Origin of the sequence: Photorhabdus heterorhabditis, assembly GCF_018448905.1 — a bacterium.
Taxonomy (GTDB): domain Bacteria; phylum Pseudomonadota; class Gammaproteobacteria; order Enterobacterales; family Enterobacteriaceae; genus Photorhabdus; species Photorhabdus heterorhabditis.
Window position 1 is genome coordinate 113,560 of record NZ_RCWA01000005.1, and the last position, 19,203, is coordinate 132,762.

The window sequence follows — 19,203 nt, forward strand, 5'->3', positions numbered from 1 at the left end:
AATAAGCCGCTTTAGTATTGCCGGATATACATTGAAACGCGAGTTGATGCTGTATATCGATGTTAAGTAGGAAAGAGGTTGGATATTAATCAGACAATATTGATTGTCTTTGCTGTTGTCTGAATTTGCCTTTTCTAGTGGCAGACGGAGAATTTTTTAGGTCATGTAAATGACACCCATGACGGTTTTTTTTGATAAATAAAGAGGTGGTTTTTTTAAATACAGACATCTAATCCAATAATAGTAAATTATTGTATTAAGTTATTGATTTTAATGAATTAATTTTTGTTGTTGGGTTTTTAAATATCGCGTTATAACGCAAAAATTAGATATAACAATTCGCCAATAAATAACCTTTATGAAATTAGTCATTATTTATTCAACATATTATAAAAAACGTAACAACATAATTGAAACTATGTTCGCGTGAACATAATTTTTTTAATAAATAATACCAGTTGTTAATAATTGATATTTAAATATACCGAAAATTGATTATATTCCCATGTTATCACTCATGTGATCTGCAATATAAACGAAAAATAGAGGAAATAATGATGACCGCAACTACAGAGCAAAGAACTATTGACTATCCAATATTCATCAACCTAAAGAACCATGGTCTGCGACTATTTCCCGAGTAATTGAATAACAAATCCGTATCGACAGACCGTCTTTCGCGGTGCGAAGGGCTTTCTTCAAAAACAGACAAAGGATCACTGCAATGGCTTTTATATCTAAAGATTTTACGAAGTTGCTTAATACCCTGATCGATCGACAGATCAAAGCAGCAGGTCGTCAGACCGAATGGTTCAACATGAGCCCTGACGAGCGTGCCGACTATATCAGGCAGGTAAACGAACGGCTGCAAGAAATGCAGCAGAGTACCCTGAGTGTGCTGGCTGCCCAGCATTTTCAGATGCAGGACAACCCCGTTTCTGTCGGCGACCAGTTGCAGACGCTACAGCAAAGACGGCAGCAGATGATCAATGTGCTCGATACGCCGGCGATCAACACTTACAAGCAGCAATTAGACCGTGACATCCTGTTGTACAGCCGCCAGCAGACGGCCATGACGCACTTTGACAGCACTTGGGATAGGGCTTTAGCCATCCTCAGTCCCGGTGGTACCAAGACCCTGAATGCGGTGACCTTGAGGGAGGATGCGGTGGGCAAGCAGGCCAAACTGGATACCAAGATCAAGCATCTGGAACAGCAACTGACCACACAGGTGGCTGTTTCCACGTTCGGCCAAAAATATGTGACGCTATTTTCCGAATTGCAGGCTTACAGGGACGTCAATACCCGCTACAACGCCTTGCTCAAGGTACCTCCTACGGAAGAAGCTACGGCCCTCGCCGCGCTGACCAAGGTGCCCCAAGCCTCCGATGATCTGCCGGTAAATATTTCACTACTGATGATGGAGGAACGTCCTGGCTACATCCGCATGAACGTCGCGCTGGTCAATGTCAGCACTGATGGTCGCTTCAAGGACTTCTTCCTAGAGAATGGTAGGCTGGTCGTGCCGACGGACGGTGTACTTAACTTTTCCTTCGGTACCGCAGCCCGCTCTCTGGCCTGGCAACAACAATACCGGCTCAAAAGTGAGCCGCCATCTTTCCGCTCGCCGACCTATACGCCAATTCGCTCAGTGCTGGTCAAAACTACATTCGTCGAGAAGTACTTTGCCAACTACCTGGTTTCGGAAAGCACTTTGCGCGAAGGCTTCAAAGCGCAGTTGCTGGGTAATGGCCGCAAGATGTTGTTGACCAATGTTGATCGTAAGGTGCCGAACCAGATTGGGATTCAGGTGTCTGGTCAGGCTCTGAATAACACTATCACCCGTGAGGTACCATTGCCAGGCGTCTTGAGTGACCTGATCAACCAGAATGCTGATATCTCCAGCTTCCAGACTATCGGTCTGGAGGGGTTTCGCCAGAACAGTTACCACCCGGACCGTGACGGGCTTTTCGTCAATATCCATGAGCTGGAACGCTCGGTTGGTTTTGCCAGTCGCCAATACTTGTTGGAAATGCCACAGGGCAAAACTCCGAACAAAACTTACCTGTCCGCAACACCCTTTGTGGTGATGAGCGTTGATGGCGACAAGGTTAGCAGCAGTCATTTGAGTAAGGCACAGACCGCCGAATTGTATCAATACAATGCCGCATTTTTCGAGAAGCTGGATCGATTGCGAGACGATGGTGAGAAGGCCAGTCGTTTGTTTAACAGCAGCGAACGTACAGCGTTCGAGCAGCAACTGGTGCGTTTGCTAGAACGCAATCACATCACCCCCGCAGGGGTGTTGGAGTCGGAGTACACCTATGACAGAATGCGTGATATCAAGGGCAATAATCTGAACAAGGTGCTGTGGGAACAGGCATTTGCCGCTTCGGTCTGGCATAGTACTGATAATGATCCGCTGCTATTCGGGTTGGCGGAGAACCTAGTGAAAAATCCAGCTGTAGTCAAGGTCCTGCAAAGTGGCTATGTGCAAAGTGATATTGCCCAGACCAAGAATTTGTTGGCACCGTTGTATGAACAGTGGCGCATTCAGGCTGTCGAAGCGGAAACCCAGCGGGTTGCTAGCGCCAATGCAGCACAGCATCCAAACAACCCCAAAATACAGGTTTTCGATCAAGTTGCGGTTGAGCGCTTGCTGGATGGCAAGTTGCTCACCTTGCTGTTGGCCGGTCCTAATGGCCTTGAGAGCGACGATGTGCAACTGCGTCCGGTAGTTGAGGCGGCGCTGTTGAGTAATGAAGGCAGGAGCTTGCGCAAACAGGTATTGTTCCATGTTTTACGTCCGGTAGCCGATAGCCTTTCCAAAGCCGCAGTCCCGGTCAATCCCCACGCCGCGCTAGGTGACAACAAGGTTATGATCAATAACCGTTTGAATCAGCCTGACCCGTATCTGCTCCTCAATACTAGCTCTGAGGAGCTGGCGTATCACGATGGTCCGTACCTGATCAAGGATGATAAATATCGCAGCTACAACCAGTTCCGTCCGGACCTTAATAATGACGCCACACGTTACATGAATGACCTGGACATCCCGTTCGTGGGGGGAATTTCCGGGACCACTCAGACTGTCAGCAATGCCTTGCCGGAATTGTTCGGTAGCGCGTTGAGCGTCAAGCAGTACTGGCAGTTCCAGATGGCCAATGCGGCCTTCATGATCCGTAACGGCTATCATTCGTTCTTCGAAACCTTCTACGTTGCTGCGCGTTACGAACCGGAGGGTGCAGGTAGTATCGGTAAGGACATATTGCAGATGTTCGACGAGTACCGCGTTGAAGGCAGCAAGATGGTGTTGCAGGGTGAATTGTATAACGGAGTAATGGCGCGAGTCTTGCCGATCATCAATCAGGGTTTGCCGGTGGCTGATGAGTTTCATCCACCTCGTTTTACCCGCATTGGCCCAATGCCGGCGCTGTTGGGGCAGGCGGCGAAGGATCTCGAACTTAGGGCCGGATTGGCGTCTGTAGGTGATGGATTTGAGTCCCGCCAAGGCAGTGCCGATATCCATCGGTTTGCCACCGATCCTATACAGTTCGCTAAAACCCATACCATCAGTGCTGAGGCGCTGGTCAAGTCGGGCCGCCTGCCGGCAGAGGGTAATGCCCAGTTGGTGAAGGTCACGCCTAACTTGTATGAGCTTGAATACACCGGGCAAAGAACTAGTGACATATCGACAAACAGCGTGGCGGCGTACTTCCTTGGCTATAACGGTTCGAATCAGGCCAATGCAGCGCCCGCCTATGTGGACATTCCTAAGCAGGCGGCACTGCGCAACTACCTCTTCACCAGTACGTTGTCAGGTGGTTCGCTGGTGGTGACCAATCTTGACGACAAGACCTACCGGGTTTACCACGATGGCCGGGTCAACAGCTCGCTGCTGTACGACAACGTGGAGATGGCGGTCGACTATAAGGATTACCAAGTATCCGGTACCGCTGAGGGGCTTGCCGCGGCGTACATGCAGTACGTCAATGGTAAATGGCAACTGGTGTTCCAGCGTCAAGAATATCAACGAGATGGACAGATGATCTGGCCGAAGTTGCGCGGTGGTGGGGAGTCACTCTCGATCCAGGCCGCCGACAGTCAGGTGGGGCAGCGTAATCAGGGCAAGTTTGCTACCTACCGCGAGCAAGTTCACCAACAACTGAAGAAAGTCGCAACGCAGTTTGGCGTGTCGGTTGAAGGGGTTACCGACGGTGTCTACAAAGAGGGCGAGTTTTCTCCCGAACATCCAGCGATTGCTGCATGGACCCGGTTGCGCGAAGCAGTTCAAGCCAAGGTCTCAGCCGACATCGACCGGGTGGAGGGTAAACGCTACCAGCTCCAGGAAGCACGACGCACCTCAAGCGATACGGCCTTGATCGACCAGCAGATCAAGCAACTCAATCTTACGCAGGACTACTACAGGTCGCAGTACGATTCAGTATTGCGTGAAGCCGACTTTGTCGAAAAGGCTTGGCTCTGGCAACAGATCAAGGCCAAAGACGGCAGCGCTGCGGTGGTACGGATTGACGATACGGCCATTCAGGGCGGGAAGCGCATCAGTAGCGTGGGTGAGCGTTATGCGATCGCCGAGGCTTACCAGCGTGGTGTATTGGGTACTGAGTTTACCGATGGTTTACGTAACTTCCGTGAGATTAAGATCCCCGGGGTGGATGATAAAACGTCAGTCCTGGACATGAAGCTCCTGTTTCTTGAGGGACAACTCGCCACTAAGCAACGGGGCGCCTTGAGCGGTCGTATCACCAAAGCCAGCCAGGCCGAGTACATCGACAAGGTACTGCGGCAGACCGCAGTGTTCAGTGAAGACTTCCATGACGCCGGCAGTGTCTTCAATCGCCTGATACCACAGGACTTTTATCTGTTGCTGGTTGGTGATCGATTCAGTGGTCGCTGTTACCCTTTGGTTAGGGCTATGGCCGTGGCATTGGCTAGAGGCGGTGAGACCGGCATCAACAGCTTAGTGCAAAAGCTGTTCTTTGCTTCTGCTGACCCGCAGGCGGGCAGTTCCACGCTGCTCAAGAACAGCCTGATCAAACTGCACTCTAATGTTGAAGCCGTTCAGGCATCCACACAGTTGTTGGATCTGTTCAATTTGTCCGAAGTGGTGTCGCGGTTATCTGCAACGACCCACCCTTCGATGTTCGCGCTAAATACCCAGAATCACTCGATGATGGTCGGGATCACTGTCACAGCCGAAGGGCGTCGCTACTACTTCTATGACCCGAATGTCGGAATCTTTGCCTTCGACAACACGAATAATTTGTCTAGGGCGATGGAGAAGCACTTGGTGGGACGCAACTTGGCTGCGCATTACGGCTCGTTCGGCAGCAAGTCGAAGCCGACCTTCAACTTGGTTGAGATCAATACCGATAAGATGGCTGAGGTATCCGTGGGTAACGGCCTAAACGTGGCCGACCTGACCCGGTTCGAGGAACTGGCTAGTGTTATCGGGCAACGGCGCCAGGTCGAACAGGCGGTGAGTGCACAAGAGCGGGTTACGGAAGACTTGCGACTGAGCACGGTGCTGAAGACCTTTGATGCCGAGCAATGGGGCGCACGGTTTGAAGCCGCTAGCATCCGGCTGGCACAAGAGCACCAATTGGATAGCCACTGGCTACCGATCATTGCCACAACCGAAGAACGGAGGGAAGGTCGCTACCGGGTCCAGTTTATTAACCGTGACCAACCTGAGCAGACCCGTTGGTTGATCACCGACGATAGCACCTTTGTCAAATTCCGTCGTTTCGTCGATGAACACATGAGTGTGCTGAACGAGCACTTTACCTTGGAGAATAGCCGGATACAGCCTCGCGGCGGGATTGGTGAGGTTGAGCCGGTGGATGGATTGAACGCCGGGTTTATGGTCCAGACGCTGATCCAGTGGTTTGCTGACAAGAACCGTCATGATGCTGCAAGCGGAGTAGCTTCGCCTGATCTAGCCACTGCACTCAAGGTCCACAGTTATCTTGGTCTGACCCAGATGGCCCACGGTGGTATCCAGGATGTGGCTAAGATCACTAAACTGGTAAGCACGGCGCTGCGCAGCGAAGTGATGGCTGGCGAAACCTCGCTCAAGGACTTTACCTTGAGCTTAGGCCACACTGTCAACGAAGGCGCCGGTGTGTTGTTTGGCTTCGCCATGGTCGGTCTGGATGCTTATGAATTGGCCCACGCCGAGAACGATGTGCAGAAGGGCGTGTTCGGTACCCAGCTGGCGTTCGACTCGGCTAGCTTAGTTACCGGCGTAGCAGGGGTGGGGGCCGGATTGGTCGGCGCCTCGACGGCTGCGGCAGTACTTGGTGGGGCCGGAGTGATCCTTGGCGGGCTTGCAGTGGGCTTTACGGCACTGGCGCAGGCTTTTGGTGCGGTCGCCGAGGATGCCAAAGCGGTGGGCCGTTACTTCTACGCGGTTGATCATGCCTACAGCAACAACGGCTATGATCATAAAGTCGAGAACGAGAGTAAGGTGCTGGTGCCCCTGCCTGGGGCGGTAGTCAAGCGCCTCGACCTGAAAAATGACCAGATAGTCTTCGACAGCCAGTACATCTACCGTACCCATTCCGGTTCTACCGGTTCGGGGGAAATCAATTACTTCTTCTGGATCGGCGACTTTCCGCGAATGGTCCATGACCGAGGTCAGGCGATCGAAGTGCGCAGCGGCATTGGTTACAAGGAGGCTTCCAAGACTCTTGAGTACGGCGATAGTGTAGTGATCCTGCCGGGCACGCCCAAGTCCTACATCAAATATGAATACATGTTGCTCCCCGGTGCTACCACACGCCACGACGCTGGCTTTGACGTGATCCGCAGGCTTGAAGAAGACAAGCGGTTCGACTACGACTTCTACATCTTTCCGGGTGAGCAGACGATCCGTAGGATTCATCATGAGTATGTCGATACTTCGATTGAGGTGGTGCTCGATAAGCGCGACCAGCAACTGGTGGTGCCTGAGCTACCCAAGGAGCTGCATGGCTACCTGCGTTACGAGCTCAAGGGTGCCGGGGGTAAGTACCAGATTGGCCTCAACGAAGGCACTCGAGTTAAGCTCACCAACGTTGTTGCCAGTGAGTGGATCATCGACCGCAGTCAGCTAGCCAGTGACAGCATCAGCGTGTCGCAGAACCAGCTGGTAGTCGGCGGGATTGTGGTAGAGCTTGACCCGGCCCAGAGCAGGCCGGTATCTGTGGTCAGTGGCAAGGGTGAGGTGCACGCAGTCGTTTTCTCTAACTCGAAGCTGACCGTTGATTTGGTAAGCATAAATGCGAACGAATGGCAGGGACCAGGCCAGCAAATCGAACAGCACCTAAAAGAACTGAACAAGGCGCATCAGCTACACGGACAGTACGTAGTGGTCGAGAACTACCGCCACAATGGGCGAGATGTCGGTCGAGCGTTCTACGATGTGGTCAAGGACCGTATGTTGTTTACCGACACTGACCAGGAACAGGCCAGACATGCCCAACTGGGTGCGGTGATAGACGACTATGCCTATTTCTACGACGCCGATAACGTGGCGGTGTGGCGGGTATACATCACCACCGGACAGGTCGATGCACAGTTTGAACCATGGTTCAACCAGAATGACGGTGAGATCAGTCGGTTATGGCAGGAGGGAGAAACAGTCTACCTAGCGCGCCATTATCGGCTAAAGGAGAAGGATACGGCTGAGCTGGGCTATCAGATCCTCGGTGACCGAATGGAGTTGGTTAGCGCGGTGGGTGATGATGAACTGCTTCAGCTTTTGGCACGGACTGGCCAGCATGATGATGCGCTCGAGGTCATACACCAGGGTTATAAGAGCAATAGTACCTCGCGCAAGACTCCGACGTATTTTCTGGGCGCACGGCTGATCCAGTCAACCAGTGCGGAGCTGGTCACTGTGTTTGGCTTGGATGCGGCTCGCGTGCCGCATCGCTACTGGATACGTACCAGCGACGGGATGCTAATCAAACCAAATCTGGCACCACCGGCGGATCAGAACTGGCACTTCGAAGCGCACGAACAGATTTGCAGTGCCTGGAAGATCCCCGCCGACCTAGTGTTGGCGGGGAGCATGCCGCAGCTCGGAGGCTCCGGTAGCAAGGAAGTATTTTTCTTTTACAGCAAGAAGCAAAAGGTTCTGTTCCGCCAAGAAGGACCGGGGCAGGAGGTACTCGATGCTAACCAGCCGAGCGCATTACGGGTCACCACACCGGCCTTGGCTAACGTGATCAATGTGAACGGTCACCTGATTGTGATGACCGAGGATGGGCGTGTTGCCCGGCTTGATGCACTGGGACAGCTTAGCTACGCAGCGGTCAACGAGCATTGGCTCAAGGAACGTACCCACTGGTGGAAGGACTTGGCTGATGTTACCGGCTTCAGAGCCACTCTAGCGGTGTTCGGGGTCAAAGGCACCAATGACAACTTGCTGCCGGTGTGGTACCACAACGGCCAAGTGGTGGTGGCTTCGGCTCCCCTGCAAGACAAGCATCTACAGTTCTTGGGTTTCGAAGCGGACGGTTCCAACGCACGACTGTTCGAACCCGCCAGCGGTAAATTATATCGTCAGCCGCCTATGACTGCCGATGCGCTGGTTGCCGCGTTCGGTACCGACGCGGTGCTTGAAGCTTCGGCGCAGCTTCCCGCTGCCAGTGAACTGACACCTGAACTGCACCTCAAGGCGGCGGAGCAAGTTGATGCCGGGCTGCGCTTGACCACCGTCAAGGGTGAGATCCTGTTGCGAATCAATGACGACAAATTGCGGTTGGTGTCCGTTGATAAAGGCTGGCAGCAGGACAACCTCGCTCGTCTGCCGCAGGCACTTGCTGAGGTTGCCGCTCAGCGGCAAGCCAAAGACGTGCTGATTTTGCAAGGTGATGACGATGACATAGAAGGCTGGTTCGATGTTGGTAGTGGTCAGGTGTTCTTACGCGGTGGCATCCCTGCTGCGGACAACCTGCGTTTCGTCGGAATTGCTGCCGGGAAGAAGGGCGCGTACGTGTATAGCCCAGGGGATCAGACGCTATACCGGGTTAAAAATGGCTATCAGCAGAAGCTGAACCGTTACTCCGGCGTCGAGCGCATTGATTCGTCACTATTGTTTCAGGGCGGGGGCGCGGATGATCGTTGTGACGAGCTGAACCCACCGCCGATCGACGGTGTCGATAGCGTGGTGCTGCATGGCGGTGCTGATAGCGATACCTATCGCCTCAGTCAACCAATGTGGTCGCATTACCGCACAGTCGTCATTGACAACGATGACCCAAGCGACAACGATGATCTAAGCAAGGCTCTGGACCGCGTGATCATGCCGGTGACCGATGCGGAAAAAATCCTCGTCAGCCGTCACGGGGATGACCTGATATTGACCGACTCGGCCAATGGCACGGCCCTGGTGATACGTAAGGCGTTTGGTAGTCAGGCTGTGACGCACCAGCATTTGCAAATCAAGCTAGAAGGTTCCTTGTCGGTGATCAACGTTGATCACTTGGTCAAGAGTTTTACCAGGATGGGAGTGGCTAAGGATGGTTTGTTTGAACTGTCTTGGGCCATCCAGTAGCTGGTGACGGCGGCGAATGCTGTTGCCTAGGTCACGGACGCGGAGAGCCTTGGTTTGGCTAAGTTGAGTGGGGAGACGGTGTTCGCAAGAGCTTGCTGCAAAACCGTTAAGCTGGCAGGCGATACAGGTGCCTTCACTGTCTTGAGCTAGCAGGAAAAACCACAGGAGGGGCATAAAGCTCTTCCTGTCTCCGGTTGAATCATTCTTTCTGTAGAAATAAATCATGATTGATCAAACCTATCGAAAGCTTACGGTCAAGTTATCGCAAGGTGGTGAATACATTCCCGGTATTTGCTGGCGTAAATAGTCGGCTTGCTTAAGTGATCCGACAACCGGTACTGGCGTGGCATAGATATGTGTTGCATCAGGTCGGGCTGAAATGTGTTATCTGGATGCGCATTTACTGGAGTGCGAGTTGATGCTGTATATCAATGTTGAACCAGAGAGAGGCGAAATTTATGTAAGTAACGATAGAAGGTACTGATGGGTAATTTTATATTTAATAATGCATTGATTTTAATTATAAAAAATTCAAGACTCCAACGATAACGCAAGCAACCCAATTGTTGAGGAGAATGGTGCAATAAAAAAGATAGCAAAGGATAAAGTGGGATTAAATTCCAGACAGCGGGTCTGCCCGCAGGCAGGCTTTTCAAACCTTCCAGGCCATATAAAGTAAACCAATTTATCCAGCGATTGACGGAAGAACGCCCGGCACAAAGGGTTCTGGCGACCTGTGAGACAGACTCACCGCGATGTAGCATCAACATGGACATGAATCTGCGTGCATAATTTTTATCTCGGGTGGTCTGGATAATTTTTTTCATCTGGCGTCGTTCATTGCGGGGTATCAGTGCTATGATAGGCATAACTCAGTCCTTTTAGTGGCTTGGGATTTTTTGCAATTGATCAGATCGCAAAAATTGGACTGAATTCCCTCCAAGTGATCTACTATTTTGAAAAGTTCTTTACTAAAGAACAATTGTAGAAATTCTGATATTCAGACAAAACGTTATATACCATTTCTTCTAACTTAGTTAATTTTTAGGAGTATTAATTATGTCTGTTTTACGTCTTGCTTACTATGAACTTTCCTCAGATCTGTTGCAGGGATTCCGTCAGGTAAAACAAGGATTGGAAGGTAGTCCATTAGGTTTACCAATTATCGAACTAGTCTATCTGCGTGTATCACAAATTAATGGCTGTTCATTCTGTTTAAATATGCATACCAAAGCATTACGTGAACATGGTGAGTCTGAGCGTCGCCTAGCAGAACTAGCAGGTTGGCGTGTCAGCTCTCAATTTACTTCCCGTGAAAAGGCGGCGCTCGCGTGGGCTGAATCACTGACGTATGTGATTAACACACACGCTGATGATAACGACTATCTACCCGTGAAAGAGCATTTCTCTGACAAAGAAATCTCTGATCTCACTTTTGCGATCGCTCTGATGAACGGAATGAATCGGCTTGCTGTAGGTATGCGCCAGTAGCAGCCATAAAAGGCTGTTAATGTTTGGTTTGTCACATTGACACATTATACTTGGATCTATTGAACCACCTATTACCTAGTGGTTTCAGGTACGATCCAAGTTTAACTTTAACTCGAATTCTGGATAAGCAATTGACGTGAAGTCTGTTCCAGGAGCCATGTTTTGGTGAACGCTGAAAACAGCTCCGGGGAGGAAAATGTCATGAACGCATCCAAACCTTTCATCCCGCAATGGGAACAATTTTGTCTCATTTACTCCGCCGATAAGGTCACATGTATCCCAGTGAAATCATGACAATTTTTCATCTGTCACATTACCGTGATTTTAAACATTTTTATCTAGAACATATTTGGAAATATCACCATAACGATTTTCCCGCCTTGCTCAGCTATCCTCGTTTGGTCAGTGTGGCCCCTTCCGTTTTGGTGCCACTATGCCCCTATCTGACTCAATGAAAAGGAAAACCAACAGGCATTGCTTTTATTGATTCCACCCGTTTGAGTGTCTGCTATAACATTCGCATTCCTCGACATAAGGTCTTTGCCGGGATAGAGAAGCGCGGAAAAAATTCAATGGGGTGATGTGATGGACGTCCCCTTTTTCAGCGGTAAACAGTGCCATCTTTTTTTCCGATGCACTGAATTTCGGGAGAACAGCTCATGAATACGATCAACGTGGTTGGCATTGACCTTGCCAAAACATGATATGGATATGGATAAAGGAATTGCGGCACTGTCTCGCCAGCAACCGGGTTATGACCATTTGCTCACTATTCCCGGTGTCGGTCCCCTTATTGCGGCTGCTTTCGTGAGTGACGTCAGCGCATCTCAATTTGCCAATGGCCGGCAACTGTCTGCCTAGTGTGGTTTAATCCCCCGGCAACACAGTTCAGGCGGGAAAAATCGTCTCTTTTCCCTGAGCAAACACCGAGTTTGCAAACACTGATGAAAAAACGGCTATCGGCCCTGCGATAACCTGAGTAAAACCGAGGTAGTTACATACCGATGACGGATGATAAGGAAACAGGGTGCGGATGACATCATGGCGCGAGCAAATAAGCCCTTTATGACGCTGGATATATGGTCGCAAACCGTACCAATTTAGTGCTTGCATAATCGGGGCGTCCATATATGGTTTTACGGCTTCAAATTACACTTGGTTGTTAACCATCAGGGCGAAATTCTGGCGCTGAAAGTGACTGCCGGTAATGTGGATGATCGGGAACCTGTTCGCGAATTAACAACAGAATTAACGGGTTCACTTTACGGCGATAAAGGTTATCGCAGTCAGGAACTGGCAGACGATTTAGGCAAAACCGGTGTCACTTTCGTCACCCAAAAGCGCCGAAATATGAAAGCACGCCTGCTGGCTAGTGGGATAAGATAATGTTATCAAGGCGTTTTATCATCGAAACGATTAATGGGCAATTGAAAACCCTTTCTCAAATAGAGCATTCTCGCCACCGAAGTATAAAAGGATTTATGTTGACCGTTTTAGGTGGTTTGATTGCTTATTGTCTTAAATGGAAGAAGCCATCACTGAAAGTTCTCTATTAGGAAGGCGATTTTTCTGTGACGGTTTAAATAGAATTCGGGTTAATTACTCAGCAGCTTGAATTGTGAGTTTAACTTTAAAATAATAATAGGGATTTCTCTTTAGATTTAGTTCTGCTAGTAATTATGCTTTGCTACTCAGACGCAGCTAGATTTATCAAAACTTACAATAAATTGATTCTAGAGCAAAAGAGCAAATAGGAGGGTTTTAATGTCAATAAAAACAGGTCAGCGGATAACGTTGAACGAATCACAATCTTGGCTGACACTTTGCCTGCTTTGTTTACCAACCGCTGTGCTTGCTTTAGATATGAGTGCATTATACTTGGCTTTAGCGCACATAGCTGCCTCTCTAGACACTACGTCAGTAGAAGAACTGTGGATTTTAGACATCTACCCACTCATGATTGCAGGATTTCTCATGCCAATGGGAGGAATGAGTGATCGTTGGGGAAATCGTCGCGTCTTATTAATTGGGGGCAGTGCTTTCAGCTGTAGCTTCTATGTCACCAACCTCCTCTACGCTAATTATAGTAAGGGCAGCACTAGGCATTGCTGGTGCAACACTTATGCCAGCGACCCTTGGGCTGATAAGTGAGCTATTCCAAAATCCACACCAGCGTAGACGAGCAATTGCGATATGGACTGCTGCTTTCATGGCTGGATTTGCTCTTGGGCCAATAATAGGTGGCGCTTTATTGGAATTTTTTGGATGGGAAGCTATTTTTCTCTTAGCTGTTCCCGTAATACTCCCCTTGCTAATAGCTGGTCCGATAGTTTTTCCTAAAGGATTTAAGCTTGAAAACCAAAAACAATACGATTGGATTAGTAGTATACTTTTTCTTGCTACTATACTTCCGCTTGTTTATGGGTTTAAAGGACTTGTCAGTACTGAAATAAAGCTAAGTACTACTGTGGTTTTAGCGTGGGGGTTTATTGCCGGAGGAGTATTTGTTATTCGCCAACTTAAAGTCAATAACCCCCTTCTGGATCTTAAAATGATCCTATCTAATGCAGGGCTAGCGACTGCATTGATGATACTTTTATTGGGGCCTTCTATTATAGGAGGTTTAACTCTTTTTGTACCTCAATATCTCCAGCTGGCTTACGGATTAAGTCCTGTTGCTGCTGGCGCATCAATTGGACTGCTTATAGGAGCGCTTATATCTCCCACTCTTTCAAGGAAAATGAAAAGCAGTGGAGCAGTTATTGGGACAGGATTTCTCGTGATGTCAGTAGGTCTTGTTACTATAGCGCTTGGCGTTCAACTAGGCCCAGTGTGGGTGGTAGCAGGTATTGTTGCTGTGTATTTAGGATCAGGTCCTTTTGATGCACTAGGTACTGATATCGTGATTTCCTCAGCTCCCGAAGGCAAGAGTGCTTCAGCAGGTGCAGCAGCTGAAACGGCGACTGAACTTGGTATGGGGCTAGGTATAGCCCTTTTCGGTACACTAGGGACAGCTGTTTACCAACGAATTTTAACCGGAGGTCTTGCTAGTAGTGATATTAATAGTTCTATTGTAGAACATGCTGCGAACTCATTTTCTATCGCTATGGCAGAAGCCTCCACGTTGGGGGGAGTTAAAGGTGCTTATCTCAGAGAACAAGCAAGTGATGCCTTTGCGTCGGGTCTTGCTGTAGTTGCAGGTTCTACTGTAATACTTGCCATATTTTTATCCATAGTATCTTTTATTTTTCTTCGGAAAACGGCTTAAGCGAGTTTCCAAACGGAGAAGTATTGTGATACTAAAATTTTTAGCACCTCATAAGATTATTAATGGTATTAACTCTGTGTAAGCTTGGAGCTAGAACCATGATTGATGACGTATATTCGTGTATTGTCGCAGGGTTAATATAAATAGGAAGAAAACCATTCCCGTCATGGAAATGGTTTTCTTCACACTGTAATATTAAATACAAATTTGATCTTACTCAATTCAACAGATACAGGATCTAGCTGTAACTACACAAGATCCCTCGCCTGCAAGGATCAACCATTAGGTGGCAAAAAACTCCTGTAGCTTGAAAGGGAGAGCATGTGATGCGGTATATCTGCGTACTTTTGGAAGCAGATATTGTCAAGACACCTACCCCTCGTCTGGCAATGAAAGTTCTCGGTTTGATCGTGATACCGACTTACCACACAATAGAGCAGAGCATTTCTGTTCCACGCTAACCGATACCGTTTTAACCGGTACAACATTCAATTACGTTTTGTCTTCATCACGATAAACGTCACGAAAATTACGCGGCGTCACTTGTGTTGGCGCGAAGCGATTACCAAGTGACGCCGCCGGGCGGCCAATGTCCAGAGCACGTCAGGTCTGACTTTACGCCAGATTTGAACCACGCGTTACTCAAAGTCACCACGTTTCACGGGCATTTTTCTGCCTGAATCGACTTAATTAGTTTGTTTTTTAACCCGCGGCCTGACAACAGGCTTCGGCGCTGCGCATGATCCTAACGCAGGCTGGAAAACACAAGCTGGCCTCCATCGACAATGCGCGCTTGAACAACCGGGCACTGGGGATCGAAAATATCAGCCGTAAGGGAACAAAAACGGCACTGACTCCAGCAGAATTCAGAAAAGTTTTTCAGCAGGCCGAACAAAAAGATCGAAGCGTAGCGGCGGTCATGCAACTGGCGTATGTGCTGGGACTGCGCACCAAAGAAGCGGTGTAAGCCTATAAATCCTTAGCCACCTGGAAAAATGCGCTGGAAAATGGTCATACATCCGTAAGGGTAGTCTTTGGTACCAAAGGCGGGCGGCCCAGACAAACGACCATATCGGATCGGGATGCCTTACAACATGCTATAACCTACGCGGAACGAGAGCAGGCGGGGCACAATGGCAAACTGATTGATAAGCTAACGATCACTCAGACAATCGATCGTTACCGCTATATTGTCAGAAATACCGGACTAACGGGGAATAAAGCCCCGCACAGTATGCGCTATCATTTTGCCCAGCAATCCGGTGAACATTATAAAGCGCAGGGTTTTAGTGAACAGGAGACACTGGCGCTGGTCGCAATGGATTTGGGTCACGGTGACGGGCGTGGACGTTATATTAAGCAGATCTGTTACCAGAACGGAGAAACGGAATAGCCTTATTTTCCCTGATAAAAGGTAAATTATTTCGATTAATCGCTATCCTATTTGACAGTCAGCTATGAGCGAAAAACGGATTAATCGGCTCTGTAGTCAGCAATGGGTGTCAATGCCACAGAAACATTGTTGAGGGATAGCACTGTTCTGTATATATTGAATACATCTCATTGATATCCGAGGATATGTAACTAGGATGGCAACGGTAGGTTTAACCCAGTATCTGAAAGCTAAATGGAAAACCGTTCTTGCTATAACTACTGGTATTATTGCTCTTGCCACAGGATTTGTAACCCTTAACAATGTGAAGGACATAGTCCAATCTTGGATCTCTGCAAAAGAGAATATTTCTGTTATCAAAGCTCGCATGCAGCCCTTTCGTACCATGCCACACATCAAAGAGGGGCAAGATGAAGTATTCCTGATGATAGAAATCAGGAACTACGACACGTCTCCCATGATGATTGTCTCAGCTAATATTGATGTTCGAGGAAGCAATTTGGCTACCAAGGGTAATGCAGGCTGGCAATCAAGGTGCGCTTTTACCTCTGATGTGAATCGAAATGAGCCTCTGACAATCAAACCCGGTCAGACCCTGTGGGTTATGATCAGTCAATCAATTCTTCTTCCGGGGCTTAGTGAGCTTATGGACGGGCTTGATTTACAGAATATACATACCTTTCCACCAGAATCAGGCACAGGTATTCATGAAGTCTACTTTGTAGATATCCTGAATAAAGCCTTTGAAAAAAAGTATGGGAAAGATATTGAAATCGTTGCTAGCCTCTACACTGGAGTGGAGAAGACAAGGCATACTTTCTCTTTCTCTCTTATTCAGGGCAAAGACTTATTTTCTAAGGACGGCAGTCTACAGCACGATTGGTTCTTGGCGAAATGGGTGAGGCCGAATAGTCAGACTTACCATAAACTAAGCAGTGATTGTGAGTCCCGATTGTGAATCAAGTAGTAAAGTGATCCTTTCCCCGCTAAACAGCACTTCATGAGGTTAATAATGTCAGCCTCTGACACCAAACTGCCCGCAACAATAACCCCGTGCAGCGATGAGCAAAAAGCAGGTTTTAATACTAATTGCTTAGGTAAGCTCTTAAATCATTGAAGCCACTTGATTGACTTTATGATGTAGAGTGATGGCACGCAATCCTACTGGAACGTGTGTAAACAATGGAAATATCGCCCAGAAAAAGAACAGTCCAGCTATCACAAAGATGTATCCAGCAATAACGTTTGCATCGTACTTTCCAGAAATACCTTTTGTTTTACTTCGGTAGGCATAGCCAATAAATTTTCACGTTCGTATTGTCGTCGCCATTTCACAGGCCAATAGCGTAATGAGTATGCAACTCAATGGTAAGTGAGGAATGCAGTGCGCCTGAGCGAACAGCATGTGTCTCTTTAGTTTCAGTCATGGTACATTCTCTCTGTGACATAAGGATATCGCTGAGATAGTTGCGTTATCAGCCTGTGACTACAATTCAAAACTCTTTTTTGCTCACCCCAAAAACCTGATTGGCATCCCATAACCATAATGATTAGACTCTAATCACTGTATGTTTTTCGAACCATGATCAGACTCTAATCACTGTATGTTTTTCGCACCATGATTAGACTCTAATCACTGTATGTTTTTTGCACTATGATTAGGCCCTAATCACTGTATATTTTTCGCACCATGTACTCATAGTGATATGGTGAACATCGCATCCACTTATTTATTCTTCATAAAATTCTGCCGGATTTCAGCAATCACTTTTTTCATCACGGCAGGATTGGCCTTTCTTTGCGCCTCTGGCAAAGCAGGTCTGTCTTTCTGACGGCTCTGACAGGCACAGGCTTTTTCATACCGGGGTTTTCCCCCTGATTTGCTGTACCGGAGCTTCTCAACGCCCCCTGTCTGGCATGTTTCATCAGCGTCAGGAGGTAACCCACCGAATTTTTTAACGAGCCATTTTCCAGTGGGGCACTCAGACTCTCCAACACCAAATGCCTCTGAGCAGGCGGAAGTGCCTGGAGCTGTTCTGTCAGCATGCTGATATCGTCATTAGAGAGTTGCTTGCTTAACATCGTGGGCAACAGAGGCTTATCCATCGGGTCGTCCCCATCCGATGGAGCTACGTACGTATTTTTATTCACACTCTGTGTGAAATGACGTACGTAACCGTTCGGTTGCCGAACTCTGTCATAACCCTTTGATTTCAGGCTGAGTTCGGTTTCCGAATTCGGGTTATCACCTCCTGTTCCTGTACTGAATTCGTATCCCGAACCCGGTCTGTTCCGACCTTTTTGATTAAGTTCGGTTTCCGAACCCGGTAAACATGCAGTCTGTAGCGCCGCCATTTGCTGCGGCGTTTGTACCTGACCTAACCGATTTTCCAGTAACTCAATACGGGAACGGCGATGGCGCATCATCGGATCATCCTTAATTTCCATCAATACCGCCCAGGCAGTCTGACTCATGGCCCGATTCTTGTGACGACACGCCTCACCCACCGTGTCCAGCCAACTCGGATCGAGTGCTTCAGCATCATGAAATGTCAGAGACTCATCATGCTGGGCATAGATGTTTCCTCTAACACGCCCCTTTTCATCTCTGACGCGTTTGCACAAACTTAGCCAGCCGGTTATTCGTAACATCAACAATACCCGGCTGACGGTTTCCCGGGAGGCTTTACCGCTGTGTGGAGAGGCCAGTTGCAATTGCAGTTCATCATAGGTAGGGAAGACCGCCCCCGTATTTTGCTGCGCATACAGTCGTATCATTATCCAGGCCATCTTATCGAGCGGAGATAATCGGGTATCCAGCATTAACTGACGGGGCATAGCACCATGCATGTTCCCCAGATACAACAGCCTACTACGCAACTGTTTTTTCTCATCCCTCTCAGTTTGCGCTGCCAGTCTTGTATTCATTTGCTCTAACGTAAAAGCAATCAGACTATCGGGAGACAAAGAAGCTTTCCGTGCGTTATTTCCAGATTTCATTGTTGTACCGCTCATGTGTCATCATTTCCCAGTCTTGTCCCCCCATTTCTTCGGCTAACTCGAATGCCAACCGGAATGCCATATCCTGTAGATGTATCAAGCCACTCTTATGGGCATAAGGTCCCTGAGGTGCAGCCGGAAGTTGTTGCATCAATTCAACATACTCATGTAACGGGGCCAGCCACAGAGACTGATAGTGTGTTTGGGGTAATGCACTATTGTCCCATAGAGACTGTAAACACTGTCGGCGCCGGGAAGTATCCAGCAACAGCCTAGACTCAGACGGCAAAAAGTAGCCTGCTTTGACCGTCTCTGAGATGGAGGTGGGTTTTGGTTGTGGAAGTGACTTTTTTCCTGCGGATGTTCCCGCCAGCAGGATTTTAATTTTTTTAAACACGATTAATCTCCCTTTTTTCCAAAAATCTTAATACATCCTCTGGCAGGGACAAGGCAAAACTCTTTTCCCGGTAATAAAAATTAATCGAT

At 48.5% G+C, this 19,203-nt stretch carries 10 protein-coding genes and 5 pseudogenes; 10 read left to right on the forward strand and 5 right to left on the reverse strand.

Annotation, left to right across the window (positions count from 1 at the left end):
* Nucleotides 1–724 precede the first annotated feature (724 nt).
* On the forward strand, nt 725–9,565 hold the full coding sequence (locus EAE89_RS04975; RefSeq protein WP_214085458.1) for a TcdA/TcdB pore-forming domain-containing protein: 8,841 nt from the start codon (nt 725–727) through the stop codon (nt 9,563–9,565).
* A gap of 455 nt (nt 9,566–10,020) precedes the next feature.
* Here the strand turns inward: EAE89_RS04975 and EAE89_RS04980 are convergent.
* A pseudogene (locus EAE89_RS04980) lies at nt 10,021–10,434 on the reverse strand (helix-turn-helix domain-containing protein); the annotation flags it as partial.
* A 190-nt stretch (nt 10,435–10,624) separates the two neighbouring features.
* Here EAE89_RS04980 and EAE89_RS04985 point away from each other — a divergent pair.
* The 3 genes and pseudogenes from EAE89_RS04985 to EAE89_RS24525 form a co-directional block, all read left to right on the forward strand.
* Entirely contained in the window at nt 10,625–11,056 is a 432-nt protein-coding gene (locus EAE89_RS04985) for a carboxymuconolactone decarboxylase family protein (protein ID WP_054477914.1), read from the forward strand.
* A 201-nt stretch (nt 11,057–11,257) separates the two neighbouring features.
* Nucleotides 11,258–11,634: pseudogene (locus EAE89_RS04990) on the forward strand (transposase); the annotation flags it as partial.
* 187 nt (nt 11,635–11,821) lie between these two features.
* A pseudogene (locus EAE89_RS24525) lies at nt 11,822–11,980 on the forward strand (transposase); the annotation flags it as partial.
* Here EAE89_RS24525 and EAE89_RS05000 read toward each other — a convergent pair.
* The gene (locus EAE89_RS05000) at nt 11,945–12,169 is read right to left on the reverse strand and encodes a hypothetical protein (protein WP_188093300.1); all 225 of its coding nucleotides are present in this window, start codon (nt 12,167–12,169) and stop codon (nt 11,945–11,947) included. The pseudogene EAE89_RS24525 and the gene EAE89_RS05000 sit on opposite strands and share 36 nt — an antisense overlap.
* An 18-nt stretch (nt 12,170–12,187) precedes the next feature.
* On the opposite strand from EAE89_RS05000, the pseudogene EAE89_RS05005 reads away from it, so the two are divergent.
* The 6 genes and pseudogenes from EAE89_RS05005 to EAE89_RS05025 all read left to right on the forward strand — a co-directional run.
* Nucleotides 12,188–12,612: pseudogene (locus EAE89_RS05005) on the forward strand (IS982 family transposase); the annotation flags it as partial.
* Between the two features lie 208 nt (nt 12,613–12,820).
* Entirely contained in the window at nt 12,821–13,207 is a 387-nt protein-coding gene (locus EAE89_RS05010; protein WP_214085459.1) for a hypothetical protein, read from the forward strand.
* Complete coding sequence (locus EAE89_RS05015; RefSeq protein WP_200905759.1) at nt 13,113–14,324, forward strand: MFS transporter; 1,212 nt, start codon at nt 13,113–13,115, stop codon at nt 14,322–14,324. Before EAE89_RS05010 ends, EAE89_RS05015 begins: the two co-directional genes overlap by 95 nt.
* A gap of 326 nt (nt 14,325–14,650) precedes the next feature.
* Nucleotides 14,651–14,785, forward strand: coding sequence for a hypothetical protein (locus EAE89_RS23965; RefSeq protein ID WP_262499882.1), 135 nt, complete (start codon nt 14,651–14,653; stop codon nt 14,783–14,785).
* 260 nt (nt 14,786–15,045) lie between these two features.
* Nucleotides 15,046–15,717 (forward strand): annotated as a pseudogene (locus tag EAE89_RS05020) (integrase domain-containing protein); the annotation flags it as partial.
* A 196-nt stretch (nt 15,718–15,913) separates the two neighbouring features.
* Nucleotides 15,914–16,675, forward strand: a complete 762-nt coding sequence (locus tag EAE89_RS05025; protein ID WP_054477922.1) for a hypothetical protein — start codon at nt 15,914–15,916, stop codon at nt 16,673–16,675.
* A gap of 373 nt (nt 16,676–17,048) precedes the next feature.
* Here EAE89_RS05025 and EAE89_RS23480 read toward each other — a convergent pair whose 3' ends face one another.
* From EAE89_RS23480 to EAE89_RS23485, 3 genes are all read right to left on the reverse strand, one after another.
* A complete protein-coding gene (locus EAE89_RS23480) occupies nt 17,049–17,144 on the reverse strand; it encodes a TIGR03761 family integrating conjugative element protein (protein ID WP_223178566.1) in 96 nt (31 codons plus the stop codon).
* Nucleotides 17,145–17,493: 349 nt separating this feature from the next.
* Nucleotides 17,494–18,732, reverse strand: a complete 1,239-nt coding sequence (locus EAE89_RS05030) for an STY4528 family pathogenicity island replication protein (protein ID WP_244866162.1) — start codon at nt 18,730–18,732, stop codon at nt 17,494–17,496.
* Nucleotides 18,701–19,114 carry a TraI domain-containing protein gene (locus EAE89_RS23485; RefSeq protein WP_054477925.1) on the reverse strand — a complete coding sequence of 138 codons (414 nt, stop codon included), beginning with the start codon at nt 19,112–19,114 and terminating at the stop codon, nt 18,701–18,703. The genes EAE89_RS05030 and EAE89_RS23485 overlap by 32 nt, the downstream gene beginning before the upstream one ends.
* Nucleotides 19,115–19,203 lie beyond the last annotated feature (89 nt).